At 69.4% G+C, this 22,894-nt stretch carries 12 protein-coding genes; 3 read left to right on the forward strand and 9 right to left on the reverse strand.

Annotated features, from left to right (window positions below; translation table 11 throughout):
• Positions 1 to 4 precede the first annotated feature (4 nt).
• The 7 genes from dpdK to dpdE are packed head-to-tail and all read right to left on the reverse strand — an operon-like array spanning position 5 to position 15,400.
• A complete protein-coding gene (dpdK, locus tag ACVCAH_RS17830) occupies positions 5 to 523 on the reverse strand; it encodes a phospholipase D-like domain-containing protein DpdK (RefSeq protein WP_447137272.1) in 519 nt (172 codons plus the stop codon).
• A complete protein-coding gene (dpdJ, locus tag ACVCAH_RS17835; protein WP_447137273.1) occupies positions 520 to 4,941 on the reverse strand; it encodes a protein DpdJ in 4,422 nt (1,473 codons plus the stop codon). Before dpdJ ends, dpdK begins: the two co-directional genes overlap by 4 nt.
• The gene (locus ACVCAH_RS17840; protein WP_447137274.1) at positions 4,938 to 5,609 is read right to left on the reverse strand and encodes a hypothetical protein; all 672 of its coding nucleotides are present in this window, start codon (positions 5,607 to 5,609) and stop codon (positions 4,938 to 4,940) included. The genes dpdJ and ACVCAH_RS17840 overlap by 4 nt, the downstream gene beginning before the upstream one ends.
• On the reverse strand, positions 5,602 to 8,679 hold the full coding sequence (gene dpdH, locus ACVCAH_RS17845; protein ID WP_447137275.1) for a protein DpdH: 3,078 nt from the start codon (positions 8,677 to 8,679) through the stop codon (positions 5,602 to 5,604). The genes ACVCAH_RS17840 and dpdH overlap by 8 nt, the downstream gene beginning before the upstream one ends.
• Positions 8,672 to 9,574, reverse strand: a complete 903-nt coding sequence (gene dpdG / locus ACVCAH_RS17850) for a protein DpdG (RefSeq protein WP_447137276.1) — start codon at positions 9,572 to 9,574, stop codon at positions 8,672 to 8,674. Before dpdG ends, dpdH begins: the two co-directional genes overlap by 8 nt.
• Positions 9,568 to 12,117, reverse strand: a complete 2,550-nt coding sequence (gene dpdF / locus ACVCAH_RS17855) for a protein DpdF (protein WP_447137277.1) — start codon at positions 12,115 to 12,117, stop codon at positions 9,568 to 9,570. Before dpdF ends, dpdG begins: the two co-directional genes overlap by 7 nt.
• Entirely contained in the window at positions 12,104 to 15,400 is a 3,297-nt protein-coding gene (dpdE, locus tag ACVCAH_RS17860; protein WP_447137278.1) for a protein DpdE, read from the reverse strand. The genes dpdF and dpdE overlap by 14 nt, the downstream gene beginning before the upstream one ends.
• A 579-nt stretch (positions 15,401 to 15,979) precedes the next feature.
• Between dpdE and ACVCAH_RS17865 the strand changes: the two genes are divergently transcribed.
• Together ACVCAH_RS17865 and ACVCAH_RS17870 are read left to right on the forward strand one after the other, a co-directional pair.
• Positions 15,980 to 19,003, forward strand: a complete 3,024-nt coding sequence (locus tag ACVCAH_RS17865; protein ID WP_447137353.1) for a DUF3427 domain-containing protein — start codon at positions 15,980 to 15,982, stop codon at positions 19,001 to 19,003.
• A 60-nt stretch (positions 19,004 to 19,063) separates the two neighbouring features.
• The gene (locus ACVCAH_RS17870) at positions 19,064 to 19,558 is read left to right on the forward strand and encodes a hypothetical protein (RefSeq protein WP_447137279.1); all 495 of its coding nucleotides are present in this window, start codon (positions 19,064 to 19,066) and stop codon (positions 19,556 to 19,558) included.
• Here the strand turns inward: ACVCAH_RS17870 and ACVCAH_RS17875 are convergent.
• Entirely contained in the window at positions 19,547 to 20,785 is a 1,239-nt protein-coding gene (locus ACVCAH_RS17875) for an aminoglycoside phosphotransferase family protein (protein ID WP_447137280.1), read from the reverse strand. The two genes, ACVCAH_RS17870 and ACVCAH_RS17875, sit on opposite strands and share 12 nt — an antisense overlap.
• A 103-nt stretch (positions 20,786 to 20,888) precedes the next feature.
• Between ACVCAH_RS17875 and ACVCAH_RS17880 the strand changes: the two genes are divergently transcribed.
• Positions 20,889 to 21,557: a hypothetical protein gene (locus ACVCAH_RS17880; protein ID WP_447137281.1), complete on the forward strand. Its 669-nt coding sequence runs from the start codon at positions 20,889 to 20,891 to the stop codon at positions 21,555 to 21,557.
• Between the two features lie 54 nt (positions 21,558 to 21,611).
• Here ACVCAH_RS17880 and ACVCAH_RS17885 read toward each other — a convergent pair whose 3' ends face one another.
• Positions 21,612 to 22,844 (reverse strand): multidrug effflux MFS transporter, encoded by a 1,233-nt coding sequence (locus ACVCAH_RS17885; RefSeq protein WP_447137282.1) that lies wholly within the window; start codon positions 22,842 to 22,844, stop codon positions 21,612 to 21,614.
• Positions 22,845 to 22,894: the final 50 nt, after the last annotated feature.

The raw sequence follows: 22,894 nt of genomic DNA on the forward strand, positions 1-22,894 counted from the left end.
GCCCTTAGTTGGCCTTCTCGAAGCGGCGGGCAAAGTCGACCCGAGCAGTGCTGGCGGCCGCGGGATCCACCCGGTAATTCACGATTTCGTCGTTCACCCTCATGCCGCGGTAGGTGAAGTTCATTGAGCCGGTCAACAACCAGTCGTCCCCGCACAGCGTCTTCTCATGCACGTCCTCGGCGCGCACCACCTGGGCGTAGCCCGGCGCCGCCTGCCGCAGCAGCCGGTCGACAAAAGCATCGTTGAAGGGGTCGGATCGTGTCACCACCGACAGCCGGCCACCGCCGTGGGTGATCCCGGCCAGCACCTCAGAGAAGGTGTAGACACGACTTGAGGGGTCGACGAAGACGCTGTCGTAGGTGGCGGCGCGGTTGTCGATAACGTCCACGTCGCCAATCCACGGTGACACGAGCCACAGACGGCGGCTCGGCGTCATCAACTCGGCAAGCAGGACCGTGGTTAGGATTCCGTCGATCCGAACCCCCGTGCTGCCGCTGGTCCGAACCACCCGCTCGTCACTCACTGGGCGAACTCCCGAATCTCAACCACACAGCGCACGTGTGCGTCCTCTCGATCGACGGCGCGGACATCGCCATACACCCGCAGCGCTCTGTGGTCCACGGCGATGGTTGGTATCGCGCGCATGGCGGCAGTAAGGCCAGCAATCCGGTCGACCGGTGCGACCAGCCGCACTGCTCCTCGCGCAGCGACCTCCTCGAGGTAGCGTTCCCGCCAGTCTGGCTCGGTGACGTCAACCTGAGTCAGCCGCTCGTCGTGGGCCGCTCGGACAAGTAGGCGGTCGAGCAGCGCTGGCGGCGAGTACGGCTGGTAGTGGACCAAGTGCTGGGACCGGGCCTCCGCGCCCCGCGGCCACAGCATGCTGTACACCTGGTCGGCTCCAAAGCGGCTCGGGTCCAGCCCGGCAACTGCGATGCTACCGGTGCCGACGAGGTAGGCGAAGATGGCTGCTTCGACTTCAAACCCAAGGCAATCCTGGACCCTGTCCCAGGCGTGCATCAGGTCCAGCACCAGCCGGTCGGTGCCGGCGTCGGTGCCCTGCCGCAGCAGCCGGGTGGACAGCGCCGCCAACGCCTGGGGACGGGGATAGCCATCGATCTTCGCCCAGGACGAACGCAGCGTCACCAGCGCCTGTTCGGCTTCTGCAGCCGAGGGCGGATCGCGCAGCGTAGCAACAGCGCGGGCCGCCGGGGACTGCGGTTCGGCCACCAGATGCCGCAGCAGTTGGGTCAGTGTGGTGTGTAGGTACTCGTAGTCGCTGGGTGCCAGTGCGCTGTCGACGAGCGCCCAGAACCGGCGCGGGTCCTGCTGGTAATAGGGAACGAGTTGGGTGATGACGCCGAGGCCGCCGATCGCGGTCTCGCTCAGCCAGATCGTTGTGGTGCCCTCGGCCGTTTCGGGCGGCAGGACGTCGACGATGAGGTCTCCGTCCTGGGCATCGGGGCAGGCCCGTTGCGCGGCGTTCAGGATCGCTGCGGCGATGGTCTCCCGGTAGGCGCGTTGGGCCAGGTCCGCGGTCAGCGCCGCCACATCATCACCCCAGAGGAGGTGGCTATGACGGTCCACCGCGTCGATGACTGCGGGCCGTCCTGCGAGGGCATTCAGGTCGTCGACCAGGCGGCTGGGCGTGGTACTGCCGTCGCTGCGGTAGATGGCGTTGAGTATCCGATCAATGTGGTCCGCCCACCGGCCGCCGGCCAGCGCCCGATGGTCCTGCTGGGCGTCGTTGTCACTGTTGTTGGCACGCCGCAGCGCGTAGGCGGTGGTGTAGACCAGGGCCAGCCAGCCGCGCTGGAACCCGTTGGCGTCGTCGTCGAGTGCCGGGTCCGCGGCCAAGGCGGACTTGAACGCAATGGACCGCCACTGTGGTGATCGCAGGTGCGCGGCGACCGCCTTATTGCCTCGGTCCAGGGGCGCCAAGGTGAACCGGATTGCGTCGACGTCCAAGCTAAAGCCCAGCGCCGCAGGCTCACCGCGGTGCCGATACTCCACGCTGCTAGTGACCGTTGTCGTACGTCCGGTGCCGCTCACCGTGGTACAGGCAGCGCCGGTAGTCATGCGCCGGACCTGAACTGGGTTGCCGCCAGCGGCCGTGGCAAACTCCACCGACTGTACGCGGTCCTGCCAACTCGATGGCCGGGGGACTGCTCCCTCATATAGGTGGTCGGGAACGAACTGCGATGCCCACACGGGGATGCCCTGTGACTGGTCAAGCACCTCGGGCGGCGGTTTCGCCAATGTGATCAAATGTGGACGCACCACACGTACCCGCGGCTTGCCGGACGGCTCCCACCAGCCTTCGTCGTCGTACTGTGCGGCGAACGAGGAGATTTCCAGAGCACCTGCGGCCTGCGGGTCGGGCAGCGGTAGCCAGGTGCGGTCGTGGGCGCTGCGGTAGCCGTAGCGGCGGCTGACCCGGCCCGGCACCGCCTCGCGTAGCGCCCGTTCGATCGGCATAGACTCGTCGCCGGCGTTAAACGGCAGCCGGAAGTACACCTCCGGCACGTTGAGCGGATCGAACAACGTACGGGTCACGAACTCCGGCAGCAGGGATCCGAGCCGCGCTCCTGGCTCGGGCGCGTACGCGCGCCAGCGCGACTCCAGTCGGCGCAGGATGGTCGGAACGACGCTGAGCAGTAGCGAGCGTGGCGGCTCCCACAGAAGCGCGATCACCTCGTCGGGGGAAATGTCCAGTGCCCGCCGCAGCCAGTTGGCCAGGTCGGCCTGGACGTTGGCGTCCTCAAGCAGCACCTGCAGTTGCTTGAGCACGGCCTCTGTGCCCGGATGTGGGTCACGGGCCCTCGGATCTTGGGCCCGGACCACGCGGCGAGAGTCGGACTGGGTACGCCGGCCGATCCAGTCCAGCATCGCCTGGGTCGCCTGGATCTTCAGCACGAACCGGTTGCCCACCGGTAACCGCCTGGCCGGCAGTTCCGGGGCGAATAGTTGGTCGTAGGCCTGATAGGTGAGCCGGTCGCGGCCGAAGTCCGACAACGTCACCACGGTCCACGGCCGGGTGAGGCGGCGTCGGCCGGCCCGGCCGCGCCGCTGCAGGAATGACGCGGCGTCGCGTGGCGCCTTGTGCTGCATGACAAGGCCAACTCGGTCGTCGTCCACGCCGACCTCTAGCGATGCGGTGGCCACCACCAGGTCGGCGTCCTGGTCCACCCCGCTGTCCTGCGACGACGTACGGGTGACCCGCAGGCCGTGGGTCGTCGCCTGCGCGTCGAGGTGCCGGCCGATGCGGTGCACCAGTTCCCAGGACTGGCCAGCGACGTACTGGTCGTGGGTGGCGCCGTTCGCCGAGCGGAGACCGGCCAGCACCTGGGGCCGGCGTTGCGGCCCCGCGGTCCGGCCCCCCTCGGCGTGGGTGAGGTCGTTGAACAGGCGGTTGGTCACGTCGAGGTCGTCGGTGAACACAAACCCGCGAGACCCGTACAGCAGTTCGGCCCCGCGCACATCCAGGGTGCGGGCGTGCAGCATGGCCGCTTGGATAGTGGTTGACAGCGGACTGACCCTGGATACCGGATCCACCCGCAGCGCCATCGCATACTCCCGGCCCTCCTCTTCTAGGTCCGCGGGCAGGGGGGCCAGGTAGTCGACATCTTGGCGGTTGATACCGGTAAGCTCACTGAAGAAGTCAGCAGCGTCGCGCAGCGTCGCGCTCAGTCCCACGAAGGTGGCCTGGCGGCCCAGGCCGCTGCGCCACCGGCGCAGCAGCAGCGCGACCTGCGCACCGTGCATTCCGCCGTAGGTGTGCGCCTCGTCGAGCAGAACTAGTTTGGGTACCTTTCGGCCGGTCCAGCCGAGCAATGGGGCCTGCCGCGGGTCCGTGCTGCTGATGTTGAGCATTTCAGTGGTAGTAAACAGCAGGTCCGGCGGGTCGCGGTGCAGGCCGTCCCGGGTCAGGACCAGGTGTGTGATCACTGGCTGGGCGCACCGCTGATCGGCGCAGCGTAGGCGCTCCCGCGGGGGCACGTCTGTGCGGTCGGCCTCGGGCCAGACGAGGTCGCCACGGCAGGTGGGACACTTGAGGTAAGGGCACACGGCGTCGGCGCCGTGCCGACGCCACGCCCCGTCGACGCGGTGGCCCAGCCGACGGTCGTCAACCTGATGGACGGTGTCGCCGTATAGAACGCCGATGCGCAGCGGTGGGCCGCCGTGTGCGCGCTGCGCCTCGTTCACCGCGGCGACGTTCGCCACCGCCTCGCGGAGCTGGTCACGCAGCAGTTCGTTACGCGGGTACAGCGCCAGGGTATGCACACCGCTACCGCCGGCCTGGACGTGGTCGGCCATCGCTATCAACGCCGGCAGGTAGAACGCCAAGGTCTTGCCGCTACCGGTACCCGCGCCAACGATCACCGCCCGGGCAACGCCGGCGGCGATGTGGCGCCGGATCACGGCGCTGGCCTCCACCTGGAACCGGGCAAGATCACGCTTGCCGAGCAGGGTCCGTACTATCGCCTCCTGTCGCTCGTCCAGACCGTTCTCGTCGAGCGACGACAGTGTCGCCAGCAGCGACTTGGCGGGGATGTTCCGCGCTGGGTATCGGCGCCGGGCGACGTGCAGGCGGTAGTCGGCGACCAGCTTCGGTGAATGATCCCACCAGCGGCCGGTCCGGTTAGCTGTCGGGAACATCTGACGCAGCGCGGCGGTGAGCCGCACCGTCTCGGCCAACCTGGTCCGGTAGCTCCGTGGCGATGATCGAGGAATCTCGATTACCAGGCCGCGCCGCTCCAACTCCTCCAGCACCTCATCGGCGAGCACGTCGGGCGCATCCGGATGGAGCAGGCGCTCTTCAATCGCGGCCAGCACCTCGTCGCGGGCGATGACGCCGCTGGTCACGCCCCAACTGAGCAGCGGCAGTTCCAGATCTTCCAGGTCGTCGAGAACCCCGGACAGGAACCGCCGGTCGTCGATCATGTCGCCCTCCGCCGGACCTCGACGGTGCGGGCGAGCTGCCGGTCGAACAGCAACTGCAGATCGGCCGGTGTCAGCTTGTCCAGCGTTGTCCCGACCTGCAGACGACGTAGCAGTTCGAGCACCTCGGGATCGGGATCTGGGACGTTGTCGAGTTGTGCGCGCAGTTCGCGGTGGCTGATCACAAACTGCTGGACGGCCGCCGCCCGCGGATCACCGCGGCGCAGCCTCTCGAGGTCGGCCAGGGCCTCCTCGGCGGCGGACGCCTCCCCGGCGGAGAGCATCACCAGCCGGTCCTGGCGCAGTTCCGCCAGGCGCTGCTCGCACCAAACCCGCCACGCCCCCCGCAACGCCTGTCGCAGCTGGTTCTCCACCCGCTCCACCGTACGGGCCGCGGCGTCGAGGGCCGCCTTGGAGGGCAGGCCCTCGCCGGCGCGCTGGCGGAAACGGTCCAGGCCATCGTCGACGTTGCTCAGCGGGATGGCGGCACCGTACCGGTTCAAGCGGCGCGCCGCCTCCAGCGTGGTCCGCAACCCGTCCAGCTTGTCGCGCAGGGTGCTGATCCTGGTGCTCACCGCTACGGCGGTCGCCTCCTCCTGCTGGCCTAACCCGATCCGCCGGGCCTCCGAGGCCACCATTAGGGCCTTGTCCCGCACTGACTGGTCACTCATGGGATTCCTCTCCACGGTGCGGGTCCGCCACGATCAGTTCCCACTCGGTGCGCACCTCGCGGACCTTCTCGGCAAGATCCTCGCCCAGCCCACCGGTGCGCAGGCGGGCCGACTCCAGGCCGCCAGTCAGCCACTCATCGCAGTCATGCAGAAACTCCATCAGGGGCGCCAGGTCGACGCCGCGGTCACGGACCGCCGCCGTGATGCGGGCCCGCTGCCACTGGCCGTCATCGGCCGACTCGATCCGTTCCAGGTCGCGGCGCAGTTGGTCGACGGCTCGCCCGTCGCGGGCTCGCATCTCAGCCAGTCGCGCCGGGAACGTCTGCCGCATCTCGCCACTGGGCACCAGCCCGACTGCCGTCGCCTCCTGGAACGCCTGCTCGACGGCGTCGAGCGTTTCGCCGAGGCCCACACCGATCGGCAGCCATCCAGCGAGCCGGTCACGGTGCTGGCGCAACACGGTCAGCTGGCCTTCCACCAGCGTCTCGAAAGTGCGGAGCGAAGCCGCGGCGCCCCGGTACCAGGGCGCCGTGGTCGCGCCGGGCTCCCATGTCCACAAGGTAGCGGCGCGGCGTACCAGCGGCAGGGCCCGGGCGGCGTCGAGGATCCGTGCGTCCGCGCCGGTGGTGCCCTGCCGGGCACCCAGCAACTGACGCAACTCCGCGACTAGCGCGCGGCGGTGGGTCCGATGCTTTTCGTAGGCGTCGACCCAGCGCTCGGTGCGCAGGGCGGCGTCGGCCAGGCGCCACGAGGCGCCGTCGTCGAACGCCACATCCATCAGATCGGCATCGCTCATGCCGGGCCAGGCCAGTCCACCCAGCGAAGCGCCCATCAACGACACGGTCAGGCCCGCCATCAGGTGCTCCTCCTCGGCGGACCGGACCCGCTGCACCGCCCGGACGAGGTCGCCCTGGTACCGCTCGGCGATTCGGGCCAACTGCGGCAGGGCGGCGGCATTACCGGGATCATCGACCCCCTGCTCCAAGGTAAGCAATTGGCGAAAGAAAACGGCGTTCCGCGCGTTGCGCTTGAAGCGGATCGGCGCCCCGGCGCTCTGCGCCTCGGCCTCGGCATCCTCAATGGACACGACGCTGGACTTGGCCGGCCAAGCCACGCGTTTCACATCAGCGCTCGGCTCGGCCATCAGTGGTCTGCTCCAGTCGCACCGGTTGACAACTGCGGTACTGATGATGCGCCGGATCTCCGATGCCGTGTTCTGGTGCAGCGGGCGACGGCCTGCCTCCCATTCGGCAACGTAGTCGACCATGGCCCGTAGTGAACTCGGCCACTTGTCCTGCGGATCGACGACGGGCGCCGGCTTCTGGACGTGCGGATTGGCGGTGCCTGGGCTGTCGGGTGAGCGTCGAGGAGGCGGAGGAGTGACGGACGCCGTCGGCGCGGTGGAGAGGATGTTGATCCCAAATGCCTCATGGATGCCCGACTTCAGGTTGCGCACTCCCGTAGGAGCGCCCCCCCAGAACTCCAGCAGCAGTCCCCGACGTTCGTAATCCACCGGATCTAGGTCCTCGATGTTTACCTTGACCGCCGGCGAAAGCGCAGACTGGCCACGGGCCACCGGAAACTGCTCCCTGAACCGAGGGCTGGGGAAACGGCCGGTGGCCAGTGACTCGGCGTCCTCCAGTACCGGCCGGATGACCCGCCCGATAACCCGACGGGGGTTGAACGTGTCGTCCTCGCCGGCGGTGCTCTCGACGGCCCGGCGCAGGGCCTCCCAGTTGAACGGGAACAGGCCGTATCCGTCCTCTGAGACGCCGAACGCCTCGTGGCAGGAGGGGCCGAACTGGCACTCGGCGCACGCGTTTGGCACGGGCGCGTTGTCGGCCACACCGGCCGCGTCCAGGTTCTCCGCTCCGATTCGGGCGGCGTTAAGGTACCGACCGACGAAGTTCATCGTGTACCCGGGACCTTCGGTATCCGGGTCGAACGGGGCGTCGAGGTCGTAGACATAGGGGGTAGCCGCTTCGACGCGCGTCACGACGGTATCGGCCAGGTTGCGGTAGTAACCGGTGGTCACCGCCATCAGCGTGCGTACCGGGGCCAGCACCTGCTGGCCGTCGCGCACGCCGGCTTCGATCAGCGCCTCGAGCAGGTCGCGCTGCAGCCCCTGGATGACCGCAAAGTCCTCGATCAGCAGGATGATTTCCTTGCCCTGCTTGTAGTACTCCTCGCGAATGGTCAGCATGGCGTCCTGCAGTCGGCCGCCGAGCTTGAACACCTGCTGTACTGCGGTGGAAAGGTTCTCTGTGATCAGGTCGGCAGCGGCCTTCTGCAACTGGGGCCGGCCCATGATCAGCGTGAGCAGAGACCGGACGTCGGCGGCGGCGGCGTTGACGTCGGCGATGTGCGGCAGGTCCTCCGGGGTGAACTGCGTCGGTCGGTCCGACTCGCCGTCACCCCGGTCATGCAGCAGGCTGGCCGCCAGGCGGGGGATCAGTCCGCCCTCTTGGGTCAGGTAGCCGCTGACGTGGACGTCGCGCAGCACCATGGCCAGCCTCGCGGAGCCGACCAGTGCTCGACGGTTCCTGTCGGTACCGGGGTCGGCCGCGGCGACCGCCTCGGCGAGGGCGAACAGCAGATGGCGCTGCAGCGCCTGCTCGTCCATTCCACTGGCCAGGTCATCGACCTGCCGGCGCAGTTGGATCAGCTTTTCGCTGACGATGTCCTCGCGGTCCAGCAGGATCCTCACCAGGGCGCGCAGACTAGTGCTTGCCTTGGGAACGTGGATCACCACACGGTTGTCGGCCGGCCGCCGCCGAGTGCGTTCGTACACCCAGCGCACCAGGTGCGACTTGCCGGTGCCGGACTGACCGATGACCGGCATGAGCAGCACGCCGTTGCCCAGCGGACGGTGCAGGAAATCCTGCAGTACCTCTTCCTCGGTGACCGCTGCGCCAGTTACGTCGGTGCGCAGTTGCGGGTCGCGTCGGCTGATCCGTAGCGGCGCGTGGGTGGCCAGGAACACCGAGGTGGACGGGCTGACCGCCTCGGTGCTCAGCGTGGCGATCGCTGTGGAAACCTCCCAGCAGACCCTTTCCCGCAGGTCAGACATTGTCGTCTGCTCCGATCTGGACGTCGGTGAACCGGCCTACGCCACCGGCGGCGCGCGGGTCGCTGTACTGGACGCCGCCGGCGGCGTCCGACGGCGCGCTCAAGGTCAACCAGCCTTCTTCACAGCCTCGTTGCAGCGCGAACGACAGCGTGGCCGACACGTCATGCAGACCCGGTTCGAGACCCAGTGCCAAGCTGGACCGCCCACCGGGCAGCACCGGCAGCGCCTCGAGCAGCCCGTCGACGAACTCGCGGGCGGTCAGTTGGGTACCTGGCCGCCACGTCTGCCGCACCGTGCGCCGTACCGCCCGGGTGCAGTCGGGCACCAGTGCCCGCGCCCCGCTGTATGGCAGCAGTGGCGTGTCGGCGAAGCCCAGGGCCGGCGCCCAGTAGGTAAAGCCGTTCCACCGCGCCATGTTCTTCAGCGGATTCCCAAGGTCCTCGGCCAGTGCGTTGTGCTGTTCGCTACCGAAGGTGTTCGCCGTCACCAGGGCCACCTGGCTGTCCAGGGTCAGGAACCAGCACAGGGAGCGCAGCAGGTCCTTCCCCCGCGTCTGTGACGGGTCGGTGGCGAGTGTCTCGGCATCGACCCGGGTGAGCACGCGCCGGCGCAGCAGGTCGTAAAAAGCTTCGATGTTTTCGCCGCCGACCGCCGCCGCGTCGGCGGACAACACGAGGTTCTCCTCGATCCGCTCGACCAGGCCGAGTTCCTCGGCGGTGCCCACCGCCCGTTCGAAGGTCCGCTGCTTGTCACCCCCGGGGATGAGGCTCGGTGGGCTGAGGACGGCCTCGGCGTCGGGCAGTCGCTGCCGCTTGCGCGGCTGGCCGGCGAGGTGGCGGACCAGGGCCCACAGCGGTCGCGGCAGCGACGACTCGACGTTGATCAGCGCTACCATGCGGAGTCCCTCACCAAGATGTCGAGCGCGATGGATCTATTCATGTACCGCAACGGAGTATCCGGCCGCTGCGGGTCAGGCAGTTCGGCCGGATGGACCAGGTAGGTTGGTCCCGGCCCGGCCAGGCGTTCGGTCACCGCCGCCGGCAATGGCTCCTGAGCGTCGTCCAGCAGCCAGACCAGTGGTCCTTCGTACGTGTTGAGCATGCTGTTGTCGCCGTCCACGATGATGGGGTTCGGTGCAGCCCGATGCTGTGCTCGGCGCATCACGGCCGCGGTCACGCCGGGGCCGCCGACCACCGCGTAACCACGGCGGGCCAGCGCTTCAATCAGGTCCGGTATCAGGTCGTCGAATCGGGAACGCTGAGACCAGGCGATGCTCAGCAGGGGACCACCCCCCCGGTACGTGGCCAGTGGGTCGGGCGGCGCAGGCCAGCGGGCGTTGTCCGGCCATGGTTCGGTCCCGCGCCGGCGCAGGCCGCCAGAGTCGACGACTTGGGCGGTGCGACGGCAGTAGGGGCAGCTGCGGCAGAAACGCGCGGTCGTCAGCACCCCGCCGTCCCACGGCACCCGGTAATGCTCGGCCAGTACGTTCGCCACGCAGCGGTCTCCCGTGATGAGGGTGGACAGCTGGCGCAGCGAGGCGCGCTGCTGCTCCTGCACCTGGGCGCGCTGGGCGTTGAATACTTCCTCGAAGTAGGCAGGGTCGTTGAGCCGGCCGTCCAGTTCGGCGACGACCCGGAGCACGGGGTGGTTTCCCGCAGGCGAGGCGGCCTCGCTCTGGTCCTGCCGCTGGGCCGGCGCCTCCTGGCGGATCAAGTGCGCCCGCTCCATCAGGTTAAGCAGCTTGACGTTCCACTGGACGTTGCGGGCGGATTCGTCGCGCAGGTGCGGCGGTAGCTGAATCAGGTCGATCTCCAGCCTGCCGTCCGGCAACCACCGCGCCTTGCTGCGCATAGCCTGCCACCGTAGCCAGCCGCGGTCGTCACCGATCAGAATCATCCGATTGATCCGCTCGGCCAGGTTCAGGTCGCCTGGCGCCGTCGCCAGGTACGCGACGCAGGGGCGGCCGTCTCGGCCCCCGCGCCCCACCTCCTGGTAGTAGCGGTCGATGGTCTCAGGTAGGCAGGCGTGTACCACCGCGCGGACGTTGGGCATGTCCACGCCCAGACCGAACGCCGAGGTACCGACGACGACGTCAAACCGAGTGTTGGTCGGCGCTCCGGTGGCATCTTCGCCGCGCCACCCCGCAATCACCGCACGTCGCTCCGTCTCGCTGGACTCCCCGGTCAGCCGGGTGATGCGGCCGAAGCCCGCCCGGTCCAGTCGGTCGCACCACAGTTCGGCGTCCTCGCGGGTGGTGGTGTAAAGAATCAGCGGCCGGGGCAGGGCGTTGACCGCCTCCAGCACCGCCGCGTCACGCGCGTCCAGGTCGCCGAACTCGTCAACCAGATAGATCGGCTCAGGTCGGGTGTGCGACGCCCAGACCAACTCCAGGGGCCCAGGGCCACCGAAGGCACTGGTCAGCGTCTGAACCTGTCCGGCGGTGAGTGTGGCGCTCATCGCCACGGTCACCACCTGCCGGCCGGGCGGGGCCTGGTCCAGCCAGGAGCGACGCTTGGCAGCAATCGCCTGGAACTCCGGCCGGAAATCGTTGCCCCATTGCTCGACGATGTGCGCCTCATCGATGATCAGATGGGTCAGGTGACCGGCCGCCGCGGCCGCGTCCAGCGCGCTGCTCAGGCCGGTCATCAGCGCCTCAGGAGCAGCGATTACCACGCGCTGTTGGCCCGAACGGATTTCGCGGCGGATCGCCTCCTTCGTCGCCTGGTCCTGACCGCCTGTGTAGGCGTACGTGCGCGCCGCACCCTCGCCGTTATCGCACTCAAGCAGGTGCTGGCGGAGTCGCCGCTCCATATCCAGGGCGAGGACCACGGTCGGTACCACCATCACCGCCACGCCACCGTGTCGCGTCGCCGGCAACACGCTGGCCCACGCCACCTCCGTCTTACCCTGGCCCGTCGGCAGACAGGCGATGACGGTGGCGCCGGGCGGCGCCGTAGCCACGGTGCGCGCGGCCTGGCGCTGCCCCTGAGAGGTGTAATGGGTAAACCGTGGTCCCAGCGCCTCGGTCCAGAAGGGGTCTGCCGGCACCGTCAGTGAACGGCTGGAAGCTTCGGCGTAGACCTGGCACATGTCGGCCTTGGCGGTCTCATCACTGTGAGGAGTCCATGGTTCAGCGCTTATCCGCAGCCCGTCCTGGATGGCCAATGTCGCGCAGAGCGCCGACTCCCATTGCCGGGCGTCCGGCAGCGCAGGATCCAGGGGCACCACCAGCGACAACTGGACGTCGGTGCGGGCGTGGTTTTCCAGAAGCACCTGACGGGTCAGGGCGGTGACGTCCCGCCACCGGGCCGTGCCGTGGGTGAGCCCAGCCAGCGCATCGCGTAGTCGCCGACACGTGCCGGCAGCCGGAATGTCGGCGTGACCGCGCGGCCACGCCCGCCAGATTGACTGGGCGGTGGTCCAATCATCGTGGGACATGACTGGCTCCCCACAGGTCGCCCCCGGCGACACATATCGCGGCCATAACCCGCAGCTTCGGCGTGCGCAGGCCATTGACGAGAAGGTTACTCAGCGCGACGTCGGTGACGTAGCTTTCGGTGTCTGATAGCAGTCGGCCGGCTGCCTTCCGAGCCAGTGCCTGCGCCCGTTGAACAGCCAGTGCTCTATTGCCTTCGTCGTAGGCAGCGGCAGTCCGGTCACGTACGCGATCGCCTTGGGCGACCACATGCAGGGCGGTGGCCTCGGCACGCCGCGCGGCCGCGGCGAAACGATCAGCGCCGCCGAAACTGTCCAAGAGCGGGCTGATTCGATCAGCGTTCAAGTTGACGTCTCGCTGGTGCGGATACGGGGCGTTCAACCAGCGCAGCAAGGCCTCGTCACTGACTCGCGCGCCTGCCGTGTTCAACCATATGCGGTCCATAAACGGCGGCAGCAGCAGATCGGCCTGACGCCGGATGGCATGTCGGGCTTCCGCGCCTGCCGCCGGATGGGAGAGCGCAGCATCCAAGTCGGCTTCAACAATGACGTCAAAACCAAAGTACACTGCCTCCTGCGATCGTCCCGGCCGCCACAGCGCGGAGGCCTGGCCCCGATCGTCTATTGCCATGACGGCGGCGAGTAGTTCGATGAGAGGGTTGCCGATGCGGAATAGTCGCACCCCGGGCCGGCGCAGGCTCACGTTGCGGTTGAATGCACCGGTCATGCTGTCAGCCGGCAGACGGCCACCTTCCTCGGCCAGGATCAGCGGTGAGATCAGTGGTGGATTCCGGTGGTCGACTCCGATCGTGGCTACCGGCCCACTGTCGGGCTCCACCGTCAGTCGCAGTCCGCCGCTGGCGCCGTGGATCAGTGCACGTAGGGCTCGTTCGTGCTGCGGCCAGCTCTGCTCCATCCGGTCGATGCGCTTAGCCAGGCGCACTCCCAGCGTGCCGTGATGGACGGACTCCAAGGCGTCCATTGCCTCAATTTCCCGGCGCTCCCGACCGAGGGCAGCGGTAACCGAATCAACCATTGCTCTCATAGCGGTCGGTCCCTCGCGCAGGGCCACCTCCCAAGCTTGGACCTGCAGCTCTTCCAAGATGTCTTGTAGTGCCGACAACGAACCGTCGAATGCGGCGAATGCCCCTATCAGCAACTCACGCCAGGCCGCGACGAACGACTCGTCCGCGTTGCCGCCCGCCTCGCAGTACTGGAGAGCGGGTTCACCGCTTGCGCCGAAGCATCCGGCGAACCGGTCTACCCGGCCCAGTCGCTGCTCCAGCCGATTAGGCGACCAGGGGAGCCGCAAGTGAATGACAAGATCGGCGTCCTGCAGGTTGAGGCCGTCCTCACCCGAGCCGTCGACCAGCAGCAGCGCCCCGCCAGCGCGCCAGCGGTCTAGGTCAGCGGCAACCTGGGCGGCAGTACGGGTGCGGGTATGACGCAGTACCGTCCACGCGGTGCGTCGAGCTAACACCGCCGAGAGGTCGTCGGCTAGCTGGCCTGGACCGCAGAATACGACCGGCCGTTGCCGGCCTTTGATTGCTTGGGCCAGGCCGTTGAGGCGCAGCGCGGCGGTGCCAGCGGCGACGGCCAACTCGGTCAGTGTCTGACGTTCGAACGGCAGAGGCGGCGCTTGCCGCAACAGTGCCCGCTCGGTCGCTGACAGGCCGGCTCGGTCGGCGGCGGCCTCGTCTCCGTCGAGCCGCCACCGAAGCGCGTCAGCAAGGTCGTCAGATACTTCGGCGGCCCGACTAGCGAGCACCGCCAGCACCTGGCCATACCGGTGCGCGCATTGGTTGTCATCGTGGTCCAGCAGCCACTGAGCCACCCGCTGCTGCCAACCCAGCAGCGCCTGGTCGACGAGGTCTGCCCGTTGGCCGCCCAACGTCAGCGTCTCCGGGCGGCGACGACCACTGACCTCGAACGGCAAGAGGTCGTCGTCCGTCACGCGCAGCACCTGCGTTCGGCGGTGCCGAATCATGCGCCGGTGCAGCCGGTAGGTCTCGCTGATGTGCGCGCGCAGCACCTCCAGGGCGCCGGCCAGCCGCGGCCGGTCAGCCTCTTCGCGCAACTCGTCGTCCTCGGTGAGGAACTGGCGGACGTCGTCCGCGAGTCGAGTGAAGACGGCATCGCCTGGGATCAGTTCCGCGATTTCCAACAGCACATCCGGCAACAGCATCTCGAGATCCGCGTTTAGCCCGTGGACCGCGTTAGCAAGTCGCCGCCGATCGGCGAAGCGCTGCCGGAACTGTTCGAGATCCGCCCACCGGTACAAGTGGGGGTCAAGCAGGTGCAGCAGGCTCAGGTGCAACTCCGGGCGAGCGGTGGCCGGCGTCGCCGACAGCAGGATCAACCGGGGAACGGCATGGGCTAGGGCCGCCAGTTGCGGGTACGGCTCGTCATGGGGGTTGCCGGCCCGCGTGAGGTTGTGCACCTCGTCGATTACGACCAAGTCGAACCGGTGATACTCGTTCCAGCGTTCCGGGGTTTCGTGCTGGCCGATCCGGATGTCCGCCCGAGGGAAATCCTCGGTGAAGAACTTGGTGCGCAGTTCGCTACTCCATTGCCGGCGCAGGATGTCTGGGGCCAGAACAGCGATTCGGGCGGTTGGATGATCGATGAGGTGCTGGCGGATGATCAGCCCAGCTTCGATAGTCTTACCCAGGCCTACCTCGTCAGCCAGGAGGTAGCGCTGCACGGGATCGGTGAGCACGGTCAGCGCTGCGTCGATCTGATGCGGGTAGATTTCGATGGCGGAGGAAACCAACGCTGAGAAATTGGCCGAGGCTGCGCGCTGGTTGACCAGGCTGTGCAGCATCGGTAGGCGCGCGCCGCGGTAGTACGGGGATTCGTTCGCCCGCACAGCCAGCACTTCCACGGGAGAGCGCACGGGCCGATGCCAGCGCACCCGCAATTCGGCGCCCGGCACCCGTACGTCGAATTCCTTGTTGGGGAGTCGGATTGCGTAGTCGTCCGGCCCACCGGCGATCACTCGGCCGGTATGCCACATACCGGTCGCGGCGTCGCGCCAGTACACACGGGTCTCTGGCGGCAGAATGACCGGTCGACATTCACTGGCGGGTAGTGACCAGGACGCAACGACCGGTTCGGCAACAGATTCGAACGCCTCAACTTGCACGCTGGCGTCGACTCGGGCTACGACCCGGCCGATCCCTGGAATGCGCGGGTGTCGCACGAACTGTCCAGGCGCGATGGTCGTATGACGTGCCGACGGTATGCGCGCGGAGGTCAGTGCGGGCTTTGCAGTGTCACCTAGCATCAAGGACCCCTTGCTCGCCGGCCTCGGCCTGCTCAATAGGGGCCCCCACAATTGGGGTCGACTTTCCCGCACCGAGAGGCGATTCCACCACCACGCCGCGACGGTCGCCCGATCGCAAGTCGGCCAGCACGGCGGTAATGACCTGCCCCACTTCGACCGCGGGTGGCATCTCCAGCCCGGCAAGCATCGACCTCACCTCCCCACAAGGTGCCGCGGACATTACCGGCGGAAGCCCTGGGAGCGGGACCCCGATGTACTCAGCCGATCAGCCGGTCCCACCTAAGCTGTTTGCGCTGTCAATAACCTCCGTAGTTGAGATTGCTACAAGACAACAACTTGCCGCGGTTGCGCGTTTCCGCCGGTCAAGCACAGATCGAAGCAGTGCAGGGGCACCGCCGTGGCCTACCGGCGACGTGGACGAGTCGAGCAAGTCCTGCAACGATGGAAAGCACCCTTTGTCGCTAACCCGACAGATGAAGTGGACCCTGCGGCGGACAGCGCGGCAGCACCGAAGCCCGCTAGGTTGCCGGGGTGACCGATCTTGAGCGGGGCATCTACGAGCACCTGATCACCCGCGAGATGGACAACCTCCTCCAGCACGTCGACCCGGCCCTGGTCCAGCGCGACAAGCTCGACCCCGCCGACGCCCCCGAAGCCCTCGCCCGCCACATCGCCACCCTGGCCCGCCGTGCCCTGCAAGCCCTCGCCAGCGGCGACGACAAGCTCGCCCGCCAGGTCGACCTCGCCAACCGCATCGCTGACGCGATCGCCGCCCTCAGCCCACAGGCGGCGACCACAGAGGACCAGGTGACCGACGCTCAACACCTCCTGCACGCCATCGCTGCCCCGCCGACCCCACCGGCGCAGCCCGCCTTCCCGCAACGCCCCACCACCCCGCTCTCCACCGGCGCGCTGCTAGTCAACGGCCGCCACCAGCCGCGGATCGGCCACGAGGTCACCCACGAGATGGCCTCCGCCGACCAGGTCGACCTGCTCTGCGCGTTCATCAAGTGGCACGGCCTGCGCATCGTCGAGCCGGCCATCCGCGAGCTAATCGCCCGCGGCGGCCGGCTCCGCGTCATCACCACGACGTACCTCGGCGCGACTGACCAGCGAGCCCTCGACCGGCTGGCCGAGCTAGGCGCCGAGCTCAAGGTGTCCTACGAGACCAGGACCACCCGGCTACACGCCAAGGCATGGCTGTTCCGCCGCCACAACGGCACCAGCACCGCCTACGTTGGCTCGTCGAACCTCTCCAAGACCGCTCTGGTCGACGGCGTGGAGTGGAACGTGCGCATCTCCAACCTGGAGCAGCCGCACGTCATCGACACCTTCACCGCCACGTTCGAGGACTACTGGAACGACCCGGCCTTCGAGGATTACGACCCGGCCAAGGACGCCGAGCGGCTTCGGACGGCACTCAGCGGCGAGCGCCGTGACGAGGCGCCAACCGAGATCGCCAACCTGGACGTGCGGCCGTACCCGTATCAGGCGGAGATCCTGGCCGACCTGGACGCGGAGCGGCGAGTGCACGGGCGCTGGCGCAACCTCGTCGTGATGGCCACCGGTACGGGCAAGACTATCGTCGCCGCCCTTGACTACCGCCGGCTGCACAAGGCCGGAGAGGTCGACTCGCTGCTCTTCGTCGCCCATCAGGAGCAGATCCTGCGGCAGAGCCTGTCGACCTTCCGCCAGGTCGTGGGCGACGGGAGCTTCGGCGAAACGCTCGTCGGGGGCAAGGAGCCGCAGCACTGGCGGCACGTCTTTGCCTCCATCCAGTCGCTGCACCGGCGGGAGATCAACCCCGAGGCGTACGACATGGTGATCGTCGATGAGTTCCACCACGCGGAGGCGCCGACGTACACTCGGTTGTTGGAGCGGCTTCGGCCGCGCGTACTGCTGGGGCTGACCGCGACCCCCGACCGGGCCGACGGCGGCGACGTGCGCCGGTGGTTCGACGGCCGCGCGGCCGTGGAGCTGCAACTGTGGGAGGCGTTGGAACGGCAGTTGCTGGCGCCGTTCCAGTATTTCGGGCTGCACGACGACGTGGACCTGTCGCAGCTGCGCTGGAAGCGCGGGCAGGGGTACGACCCGGCGGAGCTGGACGGCGTCTACACCGGCAACCATGCCCGGGCCCGGGCGGTGCTGCGGGCGGTACGCGACACGGTCGACGTCGGTCGGATGCGGGCGTTGGGGTTCTGCGTGAGCATCGGGCACGCCGAGTTCATGGCGGACTGGTTCAGCAAGCACGGCGTCACGTCGGCGGCGGTCACGTCGCGGGTTGACGCCGCCGGGCGGCAGACGCTGCTCCGGGACTTCAAGGCCGGCAAGCTACATGTGCTCTTCACCGTGGACCTGTTCAACGAGGGTGTCGACCTGCCGATGGTCGACACGATCCTGATGCTGCGGCCCACCGAAAGCGCGACCATCTTCCTGCAGCAACTCGGCCGCGGGCTGCGCCTCGACGACGACAAGCCGTGCCTGACGGTGCTCGACTTCATCGGCGGACAGCACGCCAACTTCCGGTTCGACCTACGCTGGCGGGCGCTGACCGGGGTCAGCCGGCGGGCGGTGTATGAGGCGGTCGAGCACGACTTCCCATTCCTGCCGAGCGGGTGCCACATCGAGCTGGACCGGGTCGCCAAGGAGATCGTCCTCCGCAACCTGAAGTCCGCGCTGCCCACGTCGAAGCCGGGCCTGGTGGCGGAGCTGCGGCAGCTCGGCGACGTGAGCCTGGCCGAGTTCCTGCGGGAGAGCGGCCTGGAGGTCGAGGACGTGTACCGGTCGGCGAGCGTCGGCGGCTGGACCGGGCTACGCCGGCTCGCCGGCATGGAGACGTCGGAGCCGGGGCCGGACGATCGGGAGTTGGGGCGGGCCATCGGGCGGATGCTGCACATCGACGACCCGGACCGGCTGGACCTGCTGGCCCGGGTGGCGGCCGGTAAGCGGCCGGACACCGGGCGGCTGTGGGGCATGCTGCACTTCGACCTGTGGGGGCCGAACGCGTCGCTCACCGAACGCGACGAACGGTTGGCGCGGCTCTGGGCCGAGCCGGCCCGATGCGCGGAGCTGCGTCAAGTGGCCGAGGTGCTGCGCGATCGAATCCACCGGGTGACACCGCCGGCAGAGGGTGGGCTGCCGTTGCGGGTGCATGCCCGCTACAGCCGCAACGATGCGTGCGCCGCGTTCGGCATGGCGAACCCGGGTTCGCTGCGGGAAGGGGTGAAGTGGCTGCCGGATGCCCAGGCCGACCTCTTCTTCGTCACCCTGGCCAAGTCTGAGGAGCACTACTCCCCCACCACGATGTACGCCGACCGGGCCATCACCGACGAACTGTTCCAGTGGGAGTCGCAGAGCACGACGTCGGCCGCCTCGGCGACCGGTCAGCGCTACATCCACCACGCATCCCGCGGCTCGACGGTGCACCTCTTCATCCGCGAGACGAAGATGCCCGATCGCGACCTCGGTGCACCGGCCTACCTCTACGCCGGCACCATGACCTACCGCGAGCATACCGGCGACCGACCCATGCGCATCATCTGGCAGCTGCACCATCCGCTCCCCGCCGACACGTACGCCGCAGCTCGGGCCATCGCCGCCTGACCCTCGGGTCTCAAGGACGGACGCTTGCGTATGGGGGCCGGGTGTCGGACAGTTGGCCCCATGTCCTGGTTGCGCCGTCGCCGCTATTCCGTGCCAGGTGTCTCGCCGAACAGTTCGCACGATGGCTGGAACGAGTACGACGGCGCTCGGCTGGCGGACCGTCCCGTGGTCATCGCGGCGCTGGACCGGGCGCCACGACAGTTCGCCGACCTCGTCTCCTCCCCCGGCGACCCGGACATGGCGCTCAGCCGCGAGAAGTTCCTGGCGGGCGTCACGGTGGGCACCAACGACGGATTGTCGTGGGCGGTGAGCCTCGCCGAGGAGCTGAAGGCCGTGGTCGACACGGGGCCCGACGTGGTCGACGACGATCTTCTCCTGGCGGCGCTCGCAGAGCGCCCCGAGGTGGCTGAGGCGCAGCACCCGGATCGCGAGGTTTTCGAGGTGACTCTCGCCAGTCCGCTCCGGGCCGACGAGATGCTCGCCGTGGCCGTGAGCGCTCTGTCGGCCGCGCACCGGGAGCTCGCCCGGCGGCTGCGCATCGAGCTACCCGGCTGACCACTCCGCCGTGGCCAGTCCGCTCGGGGACCCGCTGCTCGGTTCGAGGGTCGGCGGGCTCTCCGCCTCGACCGCCTGCTTCAGGCAAGCGGCCACATCCGTGGCGTGGTAGACCCGCTCGCTCGCTTCGATCCCGGCGAGGAACATCCCGTACACCGCGGCCAGCCGCAGCGCCGCGACCGGTCGCAGCAGCTCCACGGCCCGCTCCGGCTCGCACCCCGGCACGCTCTCCCGCCACCGCGCACACCACTCGGCCAGTACCACGGAGGCAGCCGCCGGCTCGAGCCCTTCGCTCAACCGCAGCACGTCGAACGCCGGGTGCCCGACGAACGCGTCCCCCCAGTCGATGACCGTCCGCCGGTCACCGGACACCCGCACGTTGCCCGGGTGCAGGTCCCCGTGCACCAGCGTCTCCGGCAGCCCACACCGCCGCACCTCGTCCAGCCGCCCCTCCAGCCCCGCCAGCAACGGCTCCACCGACGAGGTGTCGTGCGCAGCGAGGTAGCCGCAGATCCAACCAGCCAAGGCATAACCGCGCAGGTCCGGCACTCCCGCCGCCACCAGCTCCGCCACGTCCGTTATCGACCGCACCTGCACCGGGTGGTAGTCGGCGGCCATGGCCAGCCGTTCGTCCAGCGGCGCCCCGTACCGGTCCTCGCCGGGCACGTGCTCCAGCAGCATCCGCCCGTCGCCGTCCTCGGCGAGCAGCGCCGAGGTGCGGCCCGGCACCGCCCGGCCGAGCCGGCGCAGCACCGCGGCCTCGTGCCGGAAGAACACCGGCACCTGCTTCAGCCAGGCGGTCCCGCCCGCGCCGTCGAGCCGCCAGATCGCCGACAGGTTCCAGGTGCGCTGCTGGGTGACGGTCTCGACCGGCCGGCCGAGCCGCCGCAGCTCCGCCCGCGCCCAGGTCAGGCTGCGAGCCGGTCCGCACGGCTCGGCGTAGGGGGCGCGCAGCGGGTCCGCAGTCAGTTGCACGTCCGTCGGCAGCAGCGGCGTGGTGGGCCGCTCGGTGACCTGTCCGAGGTACGTCACGGCGCCGCCGATGGTGCCGGTGGCGTCGCCGCCGAGCAGCCGGAGCACCTGTACGTCGACGCCGTACCGCTCGCGGGCCTCCTGGACGACGGGGGCGATGTCCTGCCACCAGGGCGTGGGCACGTCGAACGGTGGCAGGGCGCCCAGCGGCGCGCCGGCGGCGTCGAGAAGGACGAGGGTCACGGTGCGGGACACGCGCGCACGCTACCGCCGGGCAACGACCGCAGCGATCGGTTAACGCCCGACGATCTGACGCAGGGCCCCGGCGCCCGGACAGCGACGCGTAACGTGCTGGGCGATGCAGCAAACTGACGGACAGCCCGGGCGGGTCACCGCCGACGACGTGCTCCACGCCGTCGACGCGGCGGTCACCACCCTCACCCCGGCTCTCGATCGGGACTGGCACGTCCCCGCTGGCGGCCTGGACTGGACCTGCTGGGAGACCGTCGAGCACGTCGCCGACGACCTCTTCACGTACGCGATCCAGCTCGGCCCGAGGCGACCGACGCCCGACACCCACGTGCCGGTCGCCTATGCGGCCCGTCGGCCGGGCGGCCCGGCGTCGACCATCTTCGCTGAACCGGCGGCGGGGCCGGCGGGTCTGCTCCAGGTGCTGGAGGGGTGTGGCGCGCTGCTGGCGGCGATGGTCCGCGCCCCCCCGTCGGTGCGTGCCTACCACCCGGACGGCGCGGCGGACCCGGAGGGTTTCGCGGCGATGGGCGTGGTCGAGACGCTGGTCCACCTGCACGACGTGGCGACCGGCCTGGGCCTGCCGTGGCAGCCGGACGCGGCGCTGTGCGCCCGGGCGCGGCACCGGCTCTTCCCCGCCGCGCCGGCCGACACCGACCCCTGGCCGACGCTGCTCTGGGCGACCGGCCGGGGCGAGCTACCGGGCCACCCCGCCGTGACCTGGTGGCGGTGGGAGCCCGCGCCGAGGACCGACCGGGCCGCGGGAGCCGGTCGCTGAACGACCGGGCGGTCGAGCCGACCGTCGCCGAACCGCTGCCGGACGGCCTGCCGGTCAGGGGCGGCGCACCCGCGCCAGGGTGAGGACGACGGCGAGGGAGGCGACCGCCGCGCCGGTGACCACCACGGCCATCGGCAGCGCCCTCCCCTCGCCGCCCAGCCCGACCAGCGGCGCGGCCAGCGCCCCGACCACCGACTGGATCCCGCCGAGCAGCGCGGCGGCCGTGCCGGCGTGCGCGGCGTGCCGGTCCAGGGCGAGCGCGGTGCCGTTCGGCGTCACCATGCCGAGCGACCCGACGAAGGCGAACAGCGCCACCGCCACCAGCGGCAGGCTGCCGAGCAGCGCGCCGGTGAGCACCGCGGCGGCGGCCAGCACGCCCACGACCAGCGCGCGGACCAGCAGCGGGCGGAGGTCGACGCGGTCGAGTAGCCGGGCGTTCAGCTGGCCGACGGCGACGAGGGCGAGCGCGTTGACGCCGAAGATCGCGCTGAACACGACGGCGGAGACGCCGAAGACGTCCTGGAAGACGAAGGACGATCCGGAGATGTAGGCGAACAGCCCGGCGAAGGCGAGGCCCTGCGCCAGCGCGTACCCGAGGAAGATCCGGTCGGTGAAGAGCGCGCGTCCGGCGGCGGCGGTGGCGGCGAGGCCGCCGGTGCTGCGCCGCCTGGCGGGCAGCGTCTCCGGCAGCCGCCACGCGACGGCCGCGGCGAGCAGCGCGCCGATCACCGCGAGCGCGACGAAAACGGTACGCCAGTCGCCGAAGCGCAGCACCAGGCTGCCGAAGGCGGGGGCGGCCATCGGGGCGATGCCGAAGATCAGGGTGAGCCGGGAGAAGTACTTCGCGGCGTTCCGCCCGGCGTAGAGGTCGCGGACGACGGCGCGGGCGACGACCACGCCCATCCCGCCGGCGAAGCCCTGGGCGAACCGCGCCGCGGCCAGGGTCTCCGCGGACGGCGCGGCGGCGCAGGCCAGCGAGAGCAGGGCGTACGCGGCGACGCCGGCGAGCACCGGCCGGCGGCGCCCCCAGCGGTCGCTGAGCGGACCGGTGACCAGTTGACCGACGGCCATGCCGACCAGGCAGGTGGTCAGCGAGAGCTGGATCTGCGCCTGGCTGGCGGCCAGGTCGCGGGTCATCTCGGGGAACGCCGGCAGGTAGGTGTCCAGGGAGAGCGGCCCGAACGCGGTGAGCGTGCCGAGCAGCACCAGCAGCACGACGGCGGCCCGTCCGGTCGGCGCGGCGACGCGCTCGTCCGGGCGTACGGGCGGCGCGATGGTGTGCGACATGGTTGTCCCCTCCGTGGCGGATCGGCCCGGCTACGATAGCTCTGGATACA

Source organism: Micromonospora sp. LZ34 (assembly GCF_052981855.1).